12 protein-coding genes, 1 tRNA gene, 1 other RNA gene and 2 pseudogenes are annotated in these 15,938 nt (G+C 70.8%); 6 read left to right on the top strand and 10 right to left on the bottom strand.

Annotated features, from left to right (window positions below; all coding sequences use genetic code 11):
* Positions 1 to 26 precede the first annotated feature (26 nt).
* Together GF068_RS21060 and GF068_RS21055 are read right to left on the bottom strand one after the other, a co-directional pair.
* Positions 27 to 3,515 (bottom strand): protein kinase domain-containing protein, encoded by a 3,489-nt coding sequence (locus GF068_RS21060; protein ID WP_153821246.1) that lies wholly within the window; start codon positions 3,513 to 3,515, stop codon positions 27 to 29.
* A gap of 95 nt (positions 3,516 to 3,610) precedes the next feature.
* Positions 3,611 to 4,396 (bottom strand): sterol desaturase family protein, encoded by a 786-nt coding sequence (locus GF068_RS21055; protein ID WP_153821245.1) that lies wholly within the window; start codon positions 4,394 to 4,396, stop codon positions 3,611 to 3,613.
* Between the two features lie 186 nt (positions 4,397 to 4,582).
* Here GF068_RS21055 and GF068_RS21050 point away from each other — a divergent pair, with 186 nt between their 5' ends.
* Positions 4,583 to 5,344: a hypothetical protein gene (locus GF068_RS21050; protein ID WP_153821244.1), complete on the top strand. Its 762-nt coding sequence runs from the start codon at positions 4,583 to 4,585 to the stop codon at positions 5,342 to 5,344.
* Between the two features lies 1 nt (position 5,345).
* Here GF068_RS21050 and GF068_RS21045 read toward each other — a convergent pair whose 3' ends face one another.
* Positions 5,346 to 8,078, bottom strand: a complete 2,733-nt coding sequence (locus GF068_RS21045; RefSeq protein ID WP_153821243.1) for a phosphoenolpyruvate carboxylase — start codon at positions 8,076 to 8,078, stop codon at positions 5,346 to 5,348.
* 212 nt (positions 8,079 to 8,290) lie between these two features.
* Here GF068_RS21045 and GF068_RS21040 point away from each other — a divergent pair, with 212 nt between their 5' ends.
* Entirely contained in the window at positions 8,291 to 8,911 is a 621-nt protein-coding gene (locus GF068_RS21040) for a DUF4360 domain-containing protein (protein ID WP_153821242.1), read from the top strand.
* A gap of 29 nt (positions 8,912 to 8,940) precedes the next feature.
* Here the strand turns inward: GF068_RS21040 and GF068_RS21035 are convergent, their stop codons facing one another.
* The 4 genes from GF068_RS21035 to ffs all read right to left on the bottom strand — a co-directional run bounded on the left by GF068_RS21035 (position 8,941) and on the right by ffs (position 11,256).
* Positions 8,941 to 9,486, bottom strand: coding sequence for a hypothetical protein (locus tag GF068_RS21035; RefSeq protein WP_153821241.1), 546 nt, complete (start codon positions 9,484 to 9,486; stop codon positions 8,941 to 8,943).
* Positions 9,483 to 10,244 (bottom strand): TerC family protein, encoded by a 762-nt coding sequence (locus GF068_RS21030; protein WP_153821240.1) that lies wholly within the window; start codon positions 10,242 to 10,244, stop codon positions 9,483 to 9,485. The genes GF068_RS21035 and GF068_RS21030 overlap by 4 nt, the downstream gene beginning before the upstream one ends.
* Positions 10,245 to 10,318: 74 nt before the next feature.
* Positions 10,319 to 11,104 (bottom strand): hypothetical protein, encoded by a 786-nt coding sequence (locus GF068_RS21025; RefSeq protein ID WP_153821239.1) that lies wholly within the window; start codon positions 11,102 to 11,104, stop codon positions 10,319 to 10,321.
* 64 nt (positions 11,105 to 11,168) lie between these two features.
* An RNA gene (gene ffs / locus GF068_RS21020) (signal recognition particle sRNA small type) lies at positions 11,169 to 11,256 on the bottom strand.
* Between the two features lie 162 nt (positions 11,257 to 11,418).
* Between ffs and purD the strand changes: the two genes are divergently transcribed.
* The 4 genes and pseudogenes from purD to GF068_RS47590 form a co-directional block, all read left to right on the top strand.
* Positions 11,419 to 12,762 carry a phosphoribosylamine--glycine ligase gene (purD, locus tag GF068_RS21015; protein WP_338046491.1) on the top strand — a complete coding sequence of 448 codons (1,344 nt, stop codon included), beginning with the start codon at positions 11,419 to 11,421 and terminating at the stop codon, positions 12,760 to 12,762.
* A 47-nt stretch (positions 12,763 to 12,809) separates the two neighbouring features.
* Positions 12,810 to 13,319, top strand: coding sequence for a hypothetical protein (locus GF068_RS21010; RefSeq protein ID WP_206079509.1), 510 nt, complete (start codon positions 12,810 to 12,812; stop codon positions 13,317 to 13,319).
* A 31-nt stretch (positions 13,320 to 13,350) separates the two neighbouring features.
* The gene (locus GF068_RS21005) at positions 13,351 to 14,289 is read left to right on the top strand and encodes an FHA domain-containing protein (protein WP_153821238.1); all 939 of its coding nucleotides are present in this window, start codon (positions 13,351 to 13,353) and stop codon (positions 14,287 to 14,289) included.
* Between the two features lie 9 nt (positions 14,290 to 14,298).
* A pseudogene (locus GF068_RS47590) lies at positions 14,299 to 14,559 on the top strand (FHA domain-containing protein); the annotation flags it as partial.
* 87 nt (positions 14,560 to 14,646) lie between these two features.
* On the opposite strand, the pseudogene GF068_RS47585 reads toward GF068_RS47590, so the two are convergent.
* From GF068_RS47585 to GF068_RS20990, 3 genes and pseudogenes are all read right to left on the bottom strand, one after another.
* Positions 14,647 to 14,868: pseudogene (locus GF068_RS47585) on the bottom strand (hypothetical protein); the annotation flags it as partial.
* Positions 14,869 to 15,049: 181 nt separating this feature from the next.
* Complete coding sequence (locus tag GF068_RS20995) at positions 15,050 to 15,676, bottom strand: DciA family protein (RefSeq protein ID WP_153821236.1); 627 nt, start codon at positions 15,674 to 15,676, stop codon at positions 15,050 to 15,052.
* 74 nt (positions 15,677 to 15,750) lie between these two features.
* Positions 15,751 to 15,833: transfer RNA gene (locus tag GF068_RS20990), tRNA-Leu, on the bottom strand.
* Positions 15,834 to 15,938: the final 105 nt, after the last annotated feature.

Below are 15,938 nucleotides of genomic sequence, written 5' to 3'. Positions count from 1 at the left end.
AGGGGGATTCGGGCGAGGAGAGGGCGTCAGCGCGCAGGCTCGGCCGACGCCGGGCGCTCGTCGAGGTGCACGACGTCCTTCGTCGCCGCGTCGAGCCAGGCCCGCAGGCCGGCCTCGTCCGCGGGCAGGTCGTCGCCCCAGAGCCGCACCGTCCCGTCCTGGCCCGTCGTGACGAGCGTCCGGCCGTCCGGCGCGAAGGTGACCGAGGAGACGCCACCCGCGTGCCCCACGAGCGGCCGATCCTCGTGGCTCTGGAGGTCCCAGATGCGGACGGTGCCGTCGAGGCTCGCCGAGGCGATCCGCTTGCCGTCGGGGGAGATCGAGACGCTCTCCACGGTTTTCCCGTGCCCGCGCAGGATGTCCCGGCCCTTTCCGGTCGCCGTCTCCCAGAGCCGCACGGAGGGCTCGGAGCCGAGCGAGGCGAACGTGGCGCCGTCCGGGAAAAACACGATCTGCGTGACGCCATTGCCGCTCGCGTCGATCACCCGCCCCTTCTCGGTCGCGAGGTCCCAGAGGCCGATGGTATGGTCGGCGCTGCCCGAGGCGAGGGTCTTTCCGTCGGGCGAAAACGCGACGGCGCGGACGGGGCGCTCGTAGGTGCCGAGCGTCTTCGCTTCTTTCGTCGCGAACCGATAGATGCGCACGCTCCTGTCCGCGCCGCCCGTCGCGAGCGCCGCGCCGTCCGGCGAAAAGGCGAGCGCCTCGACGGGTTTGTCGTGCTCGTAGAGGACCTCGGCCTCGCCGGTCGCGACGTCCCAGAGCCGGACCTTCCTGTCGGCGCCGCCCGAGGCGAGGCGCTTTCCGTCCGGTGAAATGGCGATCCGCGCGACGCGCCCCGCGTGGCCCCGCCAAACCCGCGGCGCCTCGCCCGAGCCCGCGAGGGAGGTGATACGCACGGCGCCGTCCTCGCCCGCCGAGGCGACGGCATTGCCGTCCGGAAAGACGCGCAGATCGCTCACCTTGCCGCCATGTCGATCGACGACGCGGGGCGCGCCGGAGGTGAGGTCGAAGAGGCGGATCGTGCCGTCGTTGCCCGCCGAGACGACGCGCTTGCCGTCGGGCAAGAAGCTCGCGCTCGTCGCTGCGCCGTCGTGCTCGCCGGCCACGCGATCGACCTGCGCGCCGAGCTCCCAGACCCGCATCGTCTGGTCGAACCCCGCCGCGGCGAGGCGCTTGCCGTCCGGCGAGAAGGCGACGCCGTGGAGCCCGAGCCAATCCTGGAACCCGCCGAGCGTCCGGCGTTGCCCATTGGCGATGTCCCACAAGACCACGTTCTTGTCCTGCCCCACCGCGGCGACGCGGCTGCCGTCGGGGGAGACGGCGAGCGTCTTGATCTCGCCGCCATATTGACCGAGCAGCCGGGTCGCGCCATTCGAGAGGTCGGCGTGGCGCACCGCGCGGTCCTTCGAGCCGGAGACGAACGCCGCGCCGTTCGGCAAGAAGGCGAGGGCCGTGACCTCCTTCGTGTGCCCGGGGAACGTGCGCAGCGCGCCTTTCGAGGTGCTCCAGAGCCGCACCGAGCCGTCGGCGCCGCCCGTGATCACGGACGCCCCGTCGCTCGAGACGGCGATGCTCGTGCAGACCGAGGTTTGTCCCGAAAAGCTGCGGCTCGTGTCGGTCGCGAGGTCCCAGACGACGAGCTTGCCCTTCTCGACGAGGACGAGCACGCGGCTGTCGCCGGAGAAGACCGCGCCGCGGCTCATCTCGACGCCGTTGTTCACCGCGACGCGTTTGCCCGTCCCGGAGGCGACGTTCCAGAGAAAGACGCCGTCGTCGAAGCCCTGCGAGGTGATCCATTGCCCGTCCGGCGAGAACCGGATGCTGGTCACCCATTGCTCGTGGCCCGAGAGCACGCGCGAGGTGCCCGCGGCGAGGTCCCAGAGCCGCACGGATTTGTCCTTGCCGCCCGTGGCGAGGAGCTTTCCGTCGGGCGAATGCGCCACGGCCCAGACCTCGTCGCCGTGCCCCGAGAGGGCCTCGTGTGTGCCCGCTTCGACGTCCCAGATGCGCACGGTGCGGTCGTCGCTCCCCGTGGCGAGGGTGCGACCGTCGGGCGCGAATGCGACGGCGTTGATGCCGCCGGCGTGCCCCCGAAAGACCCGGCCGATGCCCCGCGAGAGCGCGTCGGCCGCGAGCGTGCGCGCCGCCGAGAAACGCGGGCTCTTCGGCGAGAGCGTCTTCAGCCACGCGATGGCCTGGCTCGGGTCCCGGTCCATGAGGCCGCGGGCCTGCGAGATCGTGAGCTCGTCGGCGCGCTTCGTGGCCTCGGCCTGCTTCTGCTGGGCTTCGAGGCGTTGCGCCTGGGCCTCGGCCTCCTGCCGCTGCGCCTCGATTTCGTTCGCCAGCGCCCGGTTCCGCTCCTGGATGATTCGATGCAGGCTGAGCACGCCGACGACCGTGAGGGCCACGACGCCGGCGAGGCCCACGAGCAGCGGCGTCCGGCGGCGCTGAATGAAGCGTCGGACGATCTCGCCCTTCGAATACGTGTGTGCCGCGACGAACTGGCCCATCTGAAAGCGGCGCAGGTCGTCCGCGAGCTCCTTGGCCGTCGGATACCGTTGGGCCGCCTCGCGGGCCATGGCTTTCTCCACGATGGCCAGGAGATCCTCGGGGAGCCCCTTTTGCCGCTCGGCGAGCGGCACGGGCGGCGCTTCGAGGACCTTGATGGCGACGTCGATCACGTCGCCGCCCGGGACGTCGTACGGGGCCACGCCGGAGAGCGCGCGGTAGAGCAGCGCGCCGATCGCATACACGTCGGCGCGCTCGTCCACGGGCTTCGCCGAGGCCTGCTCGGGGGGCATGTACGCGGGCGTGCCCATGATGGCGCCGACCGAGGTCAAATGGGCGCTGACCGATTTTTCGCCCGAGACGGCGGGCCGGGGTTTGCCCGAGAGGGGCTCGGAGAGGTCGTCGTTCAGGTCCTTGGCGAGGCCCCAATCGATGACGACGGTCTCGCCGAACCGACCCACGAGGACATTGGCGGGCTTGAGGTCGCGATGGACGATCCTCTGGCTGTGGGCATAGGCCATCGCGTCGGCGACGGCGAGCAGGTGCGGGAGCAGGGCGAGGCGCTCTTCGAGCGTGCGGGCCTCGTCCATCACCTCGCCGAGCGGCTTGCCCGAGATGAGCTTCATCGCGAAGAAGGGCTCGCCCGTCGGCCAGCGCCCAGCCTCGTGCACGGGGACGATCGAGGGGTGCTGGAGGCGCGCCGTGATGATCGCCTCGCGCACGAACCGCTCGGCCTCGCCCTCGTTCGTGGAGAGCAGCTCCTTGATGGCCACGGTACGCTTGAGCCGGGTGTCCTGAGCTTTCAGGATGCGGCCGATCCCGCCCTCGGCGAAGACGCCGCTCACCGCGTACGCCGTGCGCGGGACGACGGGGAGCGAGGCGGGGGTGAGCGCGGGGCGCGCCGGAGGTGGCGGCGGAGGTGGCGCGTCGCGGAAGGATGCGATCTCCGCGTCCGAGATCTCGAGCTCGTCGATCGACATCCTGTCTTTGGGAGGGCTCTCGGGCACGGGAGGAGCCTATCCGATTTACGTTTGGCCGGCACGGGGGAGCGTCGCGGCGTGGTCGTGCTCCGGCGGAGCGGAGCCTCCCCGGGACGTCCCGGTCAAGAGGGCTCGGCGCGCTCCTTGAGGCTCCGGAGCGGCTTACCGTCCATGACGCGCTGGAGGAGCGCGGGCCAGTCCTTCCATTCGGTGCCGAAGAGCCGATCCATCGTGGCGGCCTGGAAGCTGTAATGGCCTGTCCAGCGGGCGTGGTGGAGCGCGTGATAGACGAAGGGGTTCGCGTTGATCGATTTCCACCGGATGCCCGCGACGGAGCGCGTGAGCTCCACGTTCGAGTGACCGACGATGTTGCCGCCGATGTTGACCATCAGATAGGCGGTCCAGCCCCAGAAGCCGATCGGCGCCACGTACGACATGGCGAGCGGGATCCCGGCATATCCGATCATCCAGGCGCAGGCCTCGACGAAGTGCATCGATTGGCCCGTGAGCGGCGTGGTCACCTGGGAGCGATGATGCCACCGGTGAAACCGCACGAGCGCCCGGTGGTGCATGGCCCGATGCAGGCCGTAATAATAAACCTGAAAGCTCGCGCTCACCGCGAAGAACGTGAGGCCGTCCCGCAGGAGCGAGGTCTCGCCGAAACGCACGAGGCCCGAGGAGAGGACGGCCGTGAAGGTCGTCACGGCGACCACGAGGAAGACGAGGTTCCCCACGAGCTCGAAGCGGTACTGACCCTCGGCGAGGGGGACGGCGAAGACGCGGCGGTGCGGGAGCAGGCGCTCGAGCGCGAATCCGATCGGGACGTTGAAGAGCGTCAATCCCCCGAAAAAGGCGAGCATCAGCAAGGCCAGCTCGGGCAAGGAGGCCTCTGCAAGGATGTCGGGCATGTTCCATCCGTAGCGGCAAGGCGGCGCACATTCAAGACGTCCGGGTCGCGCTGGCGAAAAATTTACCGGGAGGGTTCAAAGTTCCATGAGGGAGCGGCGTCCAATCCCTGCGCTCGACGTGATGGCGCCCTTCCGGCGCGCCTCGTCGATGTCGTGATCCTTTGCCCTATCGGGAGGCATGCCCCCATGTCCGCCACGCGAGACAACTCCGTCCTTTTTTCGCTGAATCAGCTCCTTTCCCTGCACGAGGAGGCCGTGCGCGCGGAGGAAGAGGCCGCGCGGGCGCGCGTCGAGGCCGAGCGAACCGCGCGTGAAGACGCGGCGCGGCGCGAGGCGGAAGCTTTGATGCAAAAGGCGCGCGAAGAGGCCGAGCGAATCGCGCGTGAAGAGGCGGCGCGGCGCGCGGAGGCGGCCAGGCTCGAGGCGCTCCGGCTCGCCGAGGTGGAGCGCGCGCGCGCCGAGGTCGAGACGCAAGCGCGCCTCGAGATGATGCGCAAGGCCGACGAGCACGAGCGCGCGCTCGCGGCGCTGCGCGAGGACGAGAAAAAAAAGAAGCTGAAGCGCGCCCTCGTCTCGTGCGTGCTCGGCGCCGCGGCGCTGATCGGCGGCGGAATGGGCCTGTATTTCGGCAAGATCAAGCCGGACCAGGACGCGCTGCTCGCGAGCCAGGCGGCCGACGCGGCGGCGACACGCGAGGAGGCGGCGAAGCTCCGGGCGAAGCTCGACGCGGACGCCAAGCGAATGGACGAGGTCGCGCGGCGATTGGAGGAGGAGAAACAAAAGGCGCGCGAGCTCGAGGAGAAAAAAAACGCGGCGAACGAGGCCCCCCCCACGCGCCCCGGCCGTCCGGGCACCGGGCCGAAGCCGAACGAGGGCCCCAAGACGGGCGGCGGCAAGTGCGAGCCCGGCGATCCGGGCTGCGGCATCGACGGCACGCGTCTCTTCTAGCCTAACCCGTATTGCGCATCCCCGCGGCGATCCCGTTGATCGACAGCAGGATCGCCCGGTCGCAATGCCCGTCCCCCGCGCGCTTCCGCCGGAGCAGCGCCACCTGCAAGAACGACATCGGGTCCACGTAGGGGTTGCGGAGGTCGATCGACCTCTGCAACGTGGGGTTCCCATCCAGCAATCGTTTCACCCCGAAGAGACGGCGAATCCATTGCACGGTGCGCGCGTGCTCGTCCTGGATGCGGGGCCAGATGGCCTTGCGGGTGGCGGGCGCGGCGAGGGCCGCGTAACGAGCGGCGATCTCCATGTCGCTCTTCGCGAGCACCATTTGCACGTTGTCGAGCACGGTCCGGAAGAAGGGCCAGCGCCTCGTCATTTCGACGAGCAGCTCCTCGCCGCCTTCGTGTCGCGCGAAGGCCTCGAGCGCGCTGCCGACGCCATACCAGCCAGGCAAGATCGCCCGCGTCTGCGTCCAGCCGAAGACCCACGGGATCGCCCGCAGCACCTCGAGGCCGCCCGACTTGCGCTTGCTCGGGCGCGAACCGATCGGCAAACGCGCGATCTCGTCGACCGGCGTCGCGGTGGTGAAGAAATCGACGAAACGAGGGTGCTCCCAGACGAGCCCGCGATAAACACGCCGCCCCTCCTCCGCGAGCTCCTCGAAGGCCTCGGCATAACGACGCTCGTCCTCGTCCGAGGGGCGCTCCTCGGCGCCGAGGGTGTGCAGCAAGGCGCCGCCGACCACGAGCTCGAGCGTACGCAAGGCGAGCTCGGGGCGCGCATACTTGTGATCGAGCGCCTCGCCCTGCTCCGTCGCCTTGTACCGCCCGGCCACGCTGCCCGCCGGCAGCGCCAGGATCGCCTGCTGCGCCGGGCCTCCGCCCCGCGCCACGGACTCGCCGCGGCCATGAAACACCCGGAGCGCGATGCCCGCCTCGCGCGAGACCTTCGTGAGCTCGGTCTGCGCCTTGCGGAGCGCGAAGGCCGCCGCGAGGAGCCCGACTTCCTTGCCCGAGTCGCTGTAGCCGACCATCACCTCCTGCGCGCCGCGGGCCGAGAGGTGGCGCCGATACGCGGGGTGCGCGAGCAGCTCGCGCAGGATGTTCGGCGCAGAGACGAGCGCGTCGTGTGTCTCGAAGAGCGGGACGATGTCGACCGTGACGGCATGTTTGTCGACGTCGTACAGGCCCGCGGCCCGCGCCAGCGTGAGCGCCGCGAGGATGTCGTCGGCGCGCTGGGTCATGGAGAGGATCAACGTGCGCGCCGCGCGCTCGCCGTACTCGCGCTGCGCCTCGGCGAGCTTGCGCAGCGCGGCGAGCAGGCGCGCCGCGCCGGGCGTCTCGTCGCCGCCGCCCGCGAGCCACGCCGCCGCGGCGATCGCGTCCTCCGCGGGCGCGCGGAGCTCGAGCTCGGCGATCGACAGGCCGAGGACACGCACCCGCTCGGCGAGGGCGCGCGCCCGCTTCTCCCCGGCGTTCGAGGCGTTCGCCTCGCGCAGCGTGTCCGCGACGAGCGAGAGGTCGCGATGGAGCTCCTCGCTCGTCCGGTACGCGACGCCGAGCTCGGCGTGGCTGCCGATCACGCCCGCGTGACCTCGTGAAGGCGGCGGCACGCTGCCGAGCCGCGGCATGCGTTGCCGGGCCACCTGGCGCTCCTGCTCCACGGCTTCGAGCGTCGCCGCGAGCCGAGCCTCCACGAAGCGCAGCTTGCGCCGCCACGGCTCGCCCTCGGTCTGCGCGCTCTCCTGCGCGGCCACGCCGGGCATCACGACCGCGTCGTCCGCGAGCGAGACGATGAGCGACTCCGGCACGCGCACGTGCCGCGACGACTGCGAGAGCGAGCCGCCGAGCTCGCGCACGGCCCCGATCAAGCGCCGCAGGCCGCGGGCGCGATACGCGCGGATCGCGTCCTCGACGACCTCGGGCGTCACGTTGGGGTTGCCGTCCATGTCGCCGCCGGGCCAGGCGTGGATCCGGAGCGGCGACGTCCGCGCGGCGAGCGGCTCGCCGTACGCACGTTCGAACGCGCGGCCGAGCTCCTCGCTGAGCTCGGGCAGGAGGTCCCAGAGGATCTCCTCGACGTACCAGAGGACGTTCTTCACCTCGTCGCCGACGGTGGGTTTTTCTCGACGGACCTCGTCGGTCTGCCAGAGCAAGGTGATCTCCTCGCGGATGGCGGCGCGTGCTTCCTCCTCCTCGCGAGGGAGCAGGTGGCATCGGTCGCGCTCCTCGAGGCGACGCGCGATGCGGTAGAGCTTCTCGAGCACCGTGCGCCGCGCCGCCTCGGTGGGGTGCGCCGTGAGCGTGAGCGTCACCTCGAGACGCGCGAGCGCCTCGCGCATGGCCTCGGCCGAGACGCCCGCGTCCTTCGCGGCGGTCATGACTGCCGCGAGCGAACCGCGTTGCGGCGGCTCGCCGGGGCTGCTCGCGTGGGCGCGCGCGCGCCGGATGCGGTGGTGTTGCTCGGCGATGTTGACGAGGCGGAAGTACATCGCGAAGGCGCGGAGCACGGGCTCGGCCTGCTCGATCGGCAGCGCCTCGAGCAGCCGCACGAGCTCCTGCTGCGCCTCCTCTCTCTCCGCGCGTGGGCCCCGACGCCTCTGGATCGAGAGCTTGCGGATCACCTCCTCCACGGCGAAGAGCGCCTCGCCCTCCTGTTCGACCAGCACCTCGCCGAGCAGGCGACCGAGGAAACGGACGTCGGAGCGGAGCGGAGCGTCGACTTCGCGGCTCATGACCTGGAGTGTACGCCGAGGGGAGGCGGAAGAAGACGACCAACCATCGAATCGGTGTTTCCCAGGGAATCCGTGACCACGAGGCGAATCGTTGGTGGTGCACGGATCGTCTTGCCGATGGGCTCGATCGGCCCGACGTGTTCACGGCCGGCGCGTCAGGGACAGCGCCGGACGCACGCATCCGGGGCGCGGGCCCCAGGGGGAGGGAAACCATGAAAAAGACGTTGGCTCGGGTGTTGTTCGGGCTCGGGCTCTCGGCGCTCGTCGCGCCCTCGGCCGCGGAGGCGCAGGCGCCGCCCCGGGCCTCCATTCGTTCGATCACGGCGCTCGGCACCGGGTGCCCGTCGGGTTCCGTGACCGCGATCCTCACGCAGGACCTGGGGATGCTCGTCTTCGTCAACGGTGCTCTCTCGGTCGAAGCCGGGCCCGGCGTGTCGCCCTCGGAGCAACGGGTGTTTTGCCAGGTGATGATCGATCTCGATCACACGCCCGGCTACTCGTACGCCGTGTCGAGCGCGTACGGATACCGCGGCTACGCGGAGCTCGACGCCGGCGTGACCGCGACGCTCGACGTGGAGCGGTACTTCACGGGTGAGCTCGGCACGAACCCGGTGCAGTCGACGCTGCGTGGACCGTTCGCGGCTCGTTTCCACGTGCGCGAGCCGCCCGAGGCCGTGGGTCCGTTCTCGCCGTGCGGGGCCTCGCGGCCGCTCAACATCCGCACCGCGCTGAACGTGAGCACCATCGGCAACCCCGGGGCCTCGGGCCGTGTCCGGCTCACGCCGATGTGGGGCGCGCAGCACCTGCAGTTGCACTGGAGGCGCTGCTCGTAACGCGGCGGCTCGCGCCACGCGCGCGGCGCCTACTTGGCCTTCGACCTGGCCTGGATGGGCAGCCGCGCCGTGGCGAGCGTCGCGCCGCCGTCGTCGAAGACGCGCACCTCGAGCTCGCCGGTGTCGCCCGCCTGCATCGTGTTGTAGCCCCACGTGCGGTACGACCACGAAGGCTCGACCGTGAGGTCGAGCGGCGTGCGGACCTTGCCGTTCACGAGGAAGTCGATGTGCACCTTGCGCTGGTCCTGCGATCGGTTGCGCAGCTTGAGGTGCGCGTAGACGCGTGTCCCGGGAGGCGCGACGTCGAGCGTGTCGACGGGCTCCTTCTTCTGCACGTCGGACGTGAGCGTGAGCTGCAAGAGCTCGAGCGAGGGGCGCTCGCTCGGCGTCGCGGGCGGAGCGGCGGGCGCGGACGACGACGACTGCCAAGGTACCGTGCCCTGTGCGTCCGTGACGCCGGCGTCGACGGGCGCGCTCGCGTCGGGGTTCTGCGCGCCGACGGCGGAGCCCTCGGGACAACCCGCGAGGGCGAACATCGAAGCGGCGAGCGTGGCGAGGTGCAGAGAGCGGTTCACTGCGCGCGATCCTCGTAGGGGTTGTGGAGCTCGACGGGCGCCTGCTGGCGGACGCGCAGCTTCATGTTGATGAGCTCGACGCCGAGCGAGAACGCCATCGCGAAGTAGACGTAGCCCTTGTTGATGTGCTGGCGCATGCCCTCGGCCACGAGCAGCACGCCGATGAGCAGGAGGAAGCTCAGCGCGAGGATCCGCATGCTCGGGTGACGGTTGACGAAGCGGCCGATCGCCCCGGCGAAGAGGAGCATCACGAAGACGGCGATCACCACGGCCGTGGCCATGATGCTGAGGTGCTTCGCCATGCCGACCGCGGTGATCACCGAGTCGAGCGAGAAGACGATGTCGAGCAGGACGATCTGCGCGACGGCCGAGGCGAAGGAGATGTGCTTGACGGGCGCGCCGTCCTTCTGGGTGTCGACCTCGAGGCGCTCGAACATCTCGTGCGTGCTCTTCGCGATCAAGAACAGGCCGCCGCCGAGCAGGATGAGGTCGCGCGCGGAGAACGCGTGGCCGAGGAGGGTGAAGAGATCACTCTTCAAGCCCATCACCCACGAGATCCCGAAGAGCAGGCCGAGGCGCATGAAGAGCGCGAGCGCGAGGCCGAGCGAGCGAGCCGTGGGCTGCTGCTTCGGCGGCAGCTTGTTCGTCATGAGCGTCAGGAAGACGATGTTGTCGATCCCGAGCACGACCTCGAGACCCGTCAACGTCGCGAGGCTCGCCCAGCTATCGGCTTGCTTGAAGATTTCGAGGCCGCTCATGGCGCGCTGGCTCTAGCACGACGGCCAAGCGGCTGCCGGGCGACCTCGTGCCGCGGCGGGATCACGCGTTCACGTCAAGCGGAAGGCGCGAGCCGCGCGCGCTCCTCGATCTCCAGGTGGAAGGCGCGGAAGATCGACTCCTCGGGCCAGGGCGGCGCGCCCGCGAGCAGGCGCGTGGCCTTGTCGTTGTCGCCGCGGTCGATCGCCACGATCGCGGCCGCGTACCGCATCGCCCAAAAGACGAGCGGGCTGTTCTCGCTCGCCCTCTCGAGCAGCTCGTCGTCGCCGGGCTCGCTCTGGTGCGCGAAGGCGCGCGCGAGCGCGAACGCCGCGGAGCGCAAGCCGAGGACACGCTCGCGGAGCACGCCCCTGGAGCGCGGCAAGGGCAAACGCACGAGGCGGCGGGCTTGATCGAGCGCGGCGTCGCGATCACCCTCGAACGTGAGGAGGAGCGTGTCGAGGAAGAGGCGGTGCTCGATCGCCGCCTCCCACACGGGCCCTCGCTCGGCGGTCGCGAGCGCGGCGCGCGCCTTGTCGATCCAGCCACACGCGGCGAACGCCGTGGCCGCCATGAGGGGCGCCATCGTGGCCGGGTAGGGGACCCGCTCGAGCGAGCCCGCCCAGCTCCGCAAGACCGCGATGACGTCTCCCGATCGAAGCACGCGCCGCAGGCGCCTGCGCGACAGCCACCGGCCGATCCAGGCGACGGCGAGGATGCCGAGCACCACGGCGGCGACGAGCGGTTCGTGCAGGGCAAACCGCAGGCCTGCGGCGACGAGGGCGGCGGACGCGACGAACGCGACCCACCGGAAGGCGCGACCCTCGCGTGGCTCGTCGTTGCCCGGGGACAGAAAATCCACGACGACCGTAGCGTACGGCCAGTCCTGAGGAGAGCAACCCCCCGCGGGCCGAGCAGGGACAAAAGCAAAAGGGCCCGCCACACCCGCTTCCTGCTACCGTTGCTCCCTTCCGGGCCTGGCGGGGTTCACAGTGCGCTGTCGGCGGACCCACAACGGGACGGGTCCCGAACGGCCACAGTGGTACTGCATCGAGACGCGCCTGTCGAGCGCCCGCCCGAAAAAAGATCGGGGCGCGGCCGTACGCATGGGGTTGCTCGGCGCGCGGGGCCACTTTTCGTTCGCGCGAGCTCGGGGCGCGTGGTAGCCGCCGCACCGTGAATCAACGGGCTTCCGGATCGGGGCGGTCGTCGGGGCGGCGGGTGCTCGTGCTCGGGTCGGGCGCGCGAGAGCACGCCCTGGCGAGGGCACTCGCGCGGTCGAGCACGACGGCGGAGGTCCTCGTGGCGCCGGGCAACGCGGGGACCGTGAGCGAAGGCGGAGAGGGCACGGCGCCGATCCACAACGCTTCGATCGCGCGGCTGGAAGCCGCCCCGGTCGTCGAGCTCGCGCGTCGGGAGAGCGTGGACCTCGTGGTCGTGGGCCCGGAGGGGCCGCTCTGCGCGGGCGTGAGCGACGCGCTCGAAGCGGCGGGGATCGCGGTCTTCGGGCCGAGCGCGGAGGCCGCGCGGCTCGAGGGCTCGAAGGCGTTCATGAAGCAGTTCGCCGCGCGGCACCGGATCCCCACGGCGGACTTCGCCATCGTGACGGACATGGCCGGCGCAGAGGCCGAGATCCGGCGGCGCGGCGCGCCCGTGGTCGTGAAGGCCGACGGCCTCTGCGCGGGCAAGGGTGTCGTCGTCGCGCAGACGGAAGCCGAGGCGATCGAGGCGGCGCGCGCCATGCTCGTCGAGCGTCGCTTCGGCGACGCAGGGAGCGTGGTCGTGATCGAGGAGGCGCTCGTCGGCGAGGAGGCGAGCGTCCTCGCGGTCACCGATGGGAGCGCGCTCTTCGTGCTGCCCGTCGCCCGCGATCACAAGCGCGTCTTCGACGGCGACCAGGGCCCCAACACGGGCGGCATGGGCGTGTTCGCGCCCTCGCCGCACGTCGGCCCCGAGCTGCTCGCGCGGGTCGAGCGAGAGATCTTGCGGCCGACGATCGACGGCATGCGCGCGGACGGACGACCGCTGCGCGGCGTGCTCTTCGCGGGGCTGATGATCACGCCCGCGGGGGAGCCGATGCTGCTCGAGCACAACGTCCGCTTCGGCGATCCCGAGTGCGAGGCGCTCGTCGCGCTCCTCGATGGAGACCTCGCCGCGATGTGCGCGTCGGTCGCGAGCGGCGAGCTCGATCCCACGGCGGTGCGGGTCGCGCCTGCGCGGAGCGCGGTCGTCGTGGTGCTCGCGGCGGCGGGGTATCCGGCCGCGCCCCGCGCGGGGGACGTGATCCGCGGGCTCGACGCGGCGGCCGAGGTGCCGGGCGTGGCCGTGTTTCATGCGGGCACGAAGAGGACGGCCGAGGGGATCGTCACCGCCGGCGGGCGCGTCCTCGCGGTCACGGCGGTGGGCGCGTCGATCGCGGAGGCGCGGGAGCGCGCCTACGAGGCGGCGCGGCGCATCTCCTTCGCGGGCGTGCATTTCCGGACGGACATCGGCGCTTCGGTCGGCGTCGCCTCTCGGTAGCGCTCGACCGCGCGGCGTGAGGCCGTCATGCTCCTCTCCACGCCGCCGTGGATCCGATCATCGACCTCGCCGAAGGCACGGAAGAAAACACCCTCGCCCTCCTGCTCGCGGACCGGATCCGGCAGAACGTCTCCCGCTCTGCTCGGAAAAAGCAGGACTTTCGCGCGCTCCGTGGCTCCGTGCTCGTCGTCGCGCAAGACACCACGCAGACGCTGACGATGCGCTTCGATCACGGTCGGCTGACGATCCACGACGGCACCGTGGGCATCCCGTCGGTGACCCTCTGCGGCGACGAAGCCGTGCTCCGGCGCCTCGTGAACGTCGGCTTGTCCCGCTGGTTGCGGCTCCCGAGGGTGTTCTCGCGCACGCCCGAGCGGGGTACGACCCTGTGGGACGTCGGGCGCGCGATGGCGGACGAGAAGTTGACGGTTTACGGGCTTTTATCGCATCCGCGGTTGCTCCTGTTCCTGCTCCGGGTTCTGTCCGAGGAGGGTGCGGGCCGGGGGTGGCCCTTCTTCCGGGGCGCGGAGGAGCCGGACCGAAAAGAGCCGCTTTGACGGCGTTCTGCGCCATTGGTATGGCTCGAACATGGCGGTCCGACTGCGGTATCTGTCGCACGAGCTCGAAGTGCCGCTGGGCCAGTTCGTGATCGGCCGCAGCGCCGACTGTCAACTCGCGCTCGACGATCCGCTCGTATCACGCAGGCACGCGCTGCTCACCGTGCGCGGCGACGGCGTCACGATCGAGGACCTCGGCAGCCGCAACGGCGTGAGCGTGAACGGCGCGAAGATCGACGGTCCGCGCCAGCTCGCGCACGGTGATCACATCACCATCGGCGGCCAGGAGATGGCGCTCGAGAACATCCCCGAGGAGGGCCTCGTGAGTGTGCCCGAGTCGATCGCGTTCGGCCATCCGCGCAGCGCCGCGCGCTCGGCGCGCATGCCGACCGTGGCGGGCCACGAGGGCTTCGACACGCGCGAGGATTTCTGGAGTGACTACACGACGCCGGGCGTCGCGTCGCAGCAGGCCACCTCGCCGACGCCGAGCGTGAACAGCGCGAACCTCGCGGCCGGCGCCGCGCCCGCGCAGCCCGATCGCCACATCAACGCGCTGTCGCTGATCGGGAGCGTCGCGGACAAAGCGCTCGCGATGGGGCGCGCCGAGGAGGCCGAGCGCATCCTCCTGCGCTCGCTGAACGACGTGCTCGTGAAGGCGCGCGAGGGAAAGGAGCCTCCGCTCGACCTCGCGTCGACGGCGGCCACCTACGCGGCGAAGCTCGCCTCGGCGACGGGCAAAGGGAGCTGGATCGACTACATCTTCGAGCTCTACACGCGCATCGCTCAGCTCCTGCCGGGCACGGTCGTCGACGAGCTCTACTCGGCGGTGCGCAAGGTCAAGACGCTCGACATGGGCAAGATGCGGGCGTACATCGAGTCGCTCCGGAGCCGCTCGTCGAGCTTCGGCCCCAGCGAACGGTTCGTGCAGCAACGAATCGAGGGCCTCGAGCGCCTCGGTGGGCTCAAGTGAGGTTCGGGCATGCCGTTCAGGATCCGCTACCTCGCGCATGACCTCGAGCTCCCGTTCGGGGAGTTCGTCGTCGGGCGCGGGCCCGAGTGCCAGCTCGCGGTCGATGATCCGCTCGTGTCACGCAAGCACGCCGCGCTCGTCGTCGGGTCGACCGGCGTCGTCGCCAAGGACCTCGGCAGCCGCAACGGCGTCCTCGTCAACGGCGTGCGGATCGAGGGCCCACGCGAGCTCGTGCCGGGCGACAAGATCCGCATCGGCAACCAGGAGATCATCATCTACAAGACCGACGAGCCCCGCTCGAGCCCGTACGCGGACGAGGAGCATCGCCGCGCGATGCAGACGATCGGCGGCATGCAGGTCGCCGAGATCCATGCCTCCATCGAGGCCGCGGCGATCGACTCGAAGGGCGAGGTCGACATCCGGCTCAGTGGTCGATCGGAGACGTCGCGTCGCTTCCAGTCGGTCCGCCTGCTCTGCGGCGTCGCGGACAAGGCCCTCGCGATGGGCCGCGCCGACGAGGCCGAGCGGATCCTCGCCTCGCTGCTGCAGGGCATCTTGAAGCGCGCCAAGTCGGGCCAGCGCCCGAAGGGCGGCGTCGCCGAGTACGCCGCGCTCTACGCCGCGCGCCTCGCCGCCGCGACCACGAAGGGCTCGTGGATCGACTACGTGTTCGATCTGTACACGACGATCAGCGCGCCCTTGCCCGGCTCGGTGATCGACGAGCTCTACACGATCGTGCGCAAGGTGAAGGGGTACGACATCAAGTTGATCCGCGCGTACGTCGCGGAGCTGCAGCGGGTGGCGCCGCAGCTCGGTCCTGCGGACCGCTTCCTGGTGCAGCGGGTCGAGGGCCTCGAGCGGCTCGCGTCGTCGTAGGCGCCTCCGGCTTTGCTGGCGTCGCTGGTGCCTCCGTCGCGGGCGCTTCCGTCCGCTTGCGGCTCGTGCGCATGCGTTGCCAGCCGAGGTTCTTCGCCGCGGCCCGCCGGATCGCCTCGCGCAGCGCCTCGTCGGCGACGTGCTCGATCTCCGTCGCGAGCGCCTCCGGCAGCTTCACCGCGGGTGGCGTCGTGCGCAGCTCGCCCCGTGTCTTCGCGCGCTCGGGTGGGTCGACGGGGCCCACGCGGAAACGAAGCGACTCGACCGCGACGCCGCGCGCCTTGAGCTGCGCGAGGATCGGCTCGCAGAGCATCGACAGCTCCTGCGCCCACGTCGAGCTCGCCGCGCGCACGTGGAGCACGCCGCGCTCGAGCTTGACCGGCCGCGCGCGGGCCGCGATCCGCGAGCCCACGGCCGCCTCCCAGTCGCGCGCGCTCACGGGTGAGCGTGACGTGTCCGACGGCGGCGCGATCCCGCGCTCGCGGGCGAGCACCGCGACGAGCGGCTCCATCCCCCAACGCCCTCTTCCGCGCTTCAAACCAGCCTCATCGTGTCGCTGCGTTGGCCCTGCAGCGACGATCTCGGTACCGAAGGTGGGACTCGAACCCACAAGCCCGTGAGGACAGTGGATTTTGAATCCACCGCGTTTGCCATTCCGCCACTTCGGCTTGTCTTGCGGGCGGATCCTACCCACAGAGGAGGAGATCTGCAACAGCTTGGGCGGCGTGGGCGGCCAGGAGGGTCCCCCATGCTATATGCACGGCCGAAAGCGC

The sequence above is a fragment of the Polyangium spumosum genome (assembly GCF_009649845.1).
In the GTDB taxonomy this organism is placed as follows: domain Bacteria; phylum Myxococcota_A; class Polyangia; order Polyangiales; family Polyangiaceae; genus Polyangium; species Polyangium spumosum.
The sequence above is the reverse complement of the archived record's forward strand: the minus strand, read 5'-3'. Positions and strand labels throughout refer to the sequence as shown.

Coding starts and splice junctions, on each gene's coding strand:
- GF068_RS21055 (WP_153821245.1), bottom strand. CDS start 4,396: ATGCCCGACATCCTTGCAGAGGCCTCCTTGCCCGAGCTGGCCTTGCTG.
- GF068_RS21045 (WP_153821243.1), bottom strand. CDS start 8,078: ATGAGCCGCGAAGTCGACGCTCCGCTCCGCTCCGACGTCCGTTTCCTC.
- GF068_RS21030 (WP_153821240.1), bottom strand. CDS start 10,244: ATGAGCGGCCTCGAAATCTTCAAGCAAGCCGATAGCTGGGCGAGCCTC.
- GF068_RS21050 (WP_153821244.1), top strand. CDS start 4,583: ATGTCCGCCACGCGAGACAACTCCGTCCTTTTTTCGCTGAATCAGCTC.
- GF068_RS21040 (WP_153821242.1), top strand. CDS start 8,291: ATGAAAAAGACGTTGGCTCGGGTGTTGTTCGGGCTCGGGCTCTCGGCG.
- GF068_RS21005 (WP_153821238.1), top strand. CDS start 13,351: ATGGCGGTCCGACTGCGGTATCTGTCGCACGAGCTCGAAGTGCCGCTG.
- GF068_RS20995 (WP_153821236.1), bottom strand. CDS start 15,676: ATGGAGCCGCTCGTCGCGGTGCTCGCCCGCGAGCGCGGGATCGCGCCG.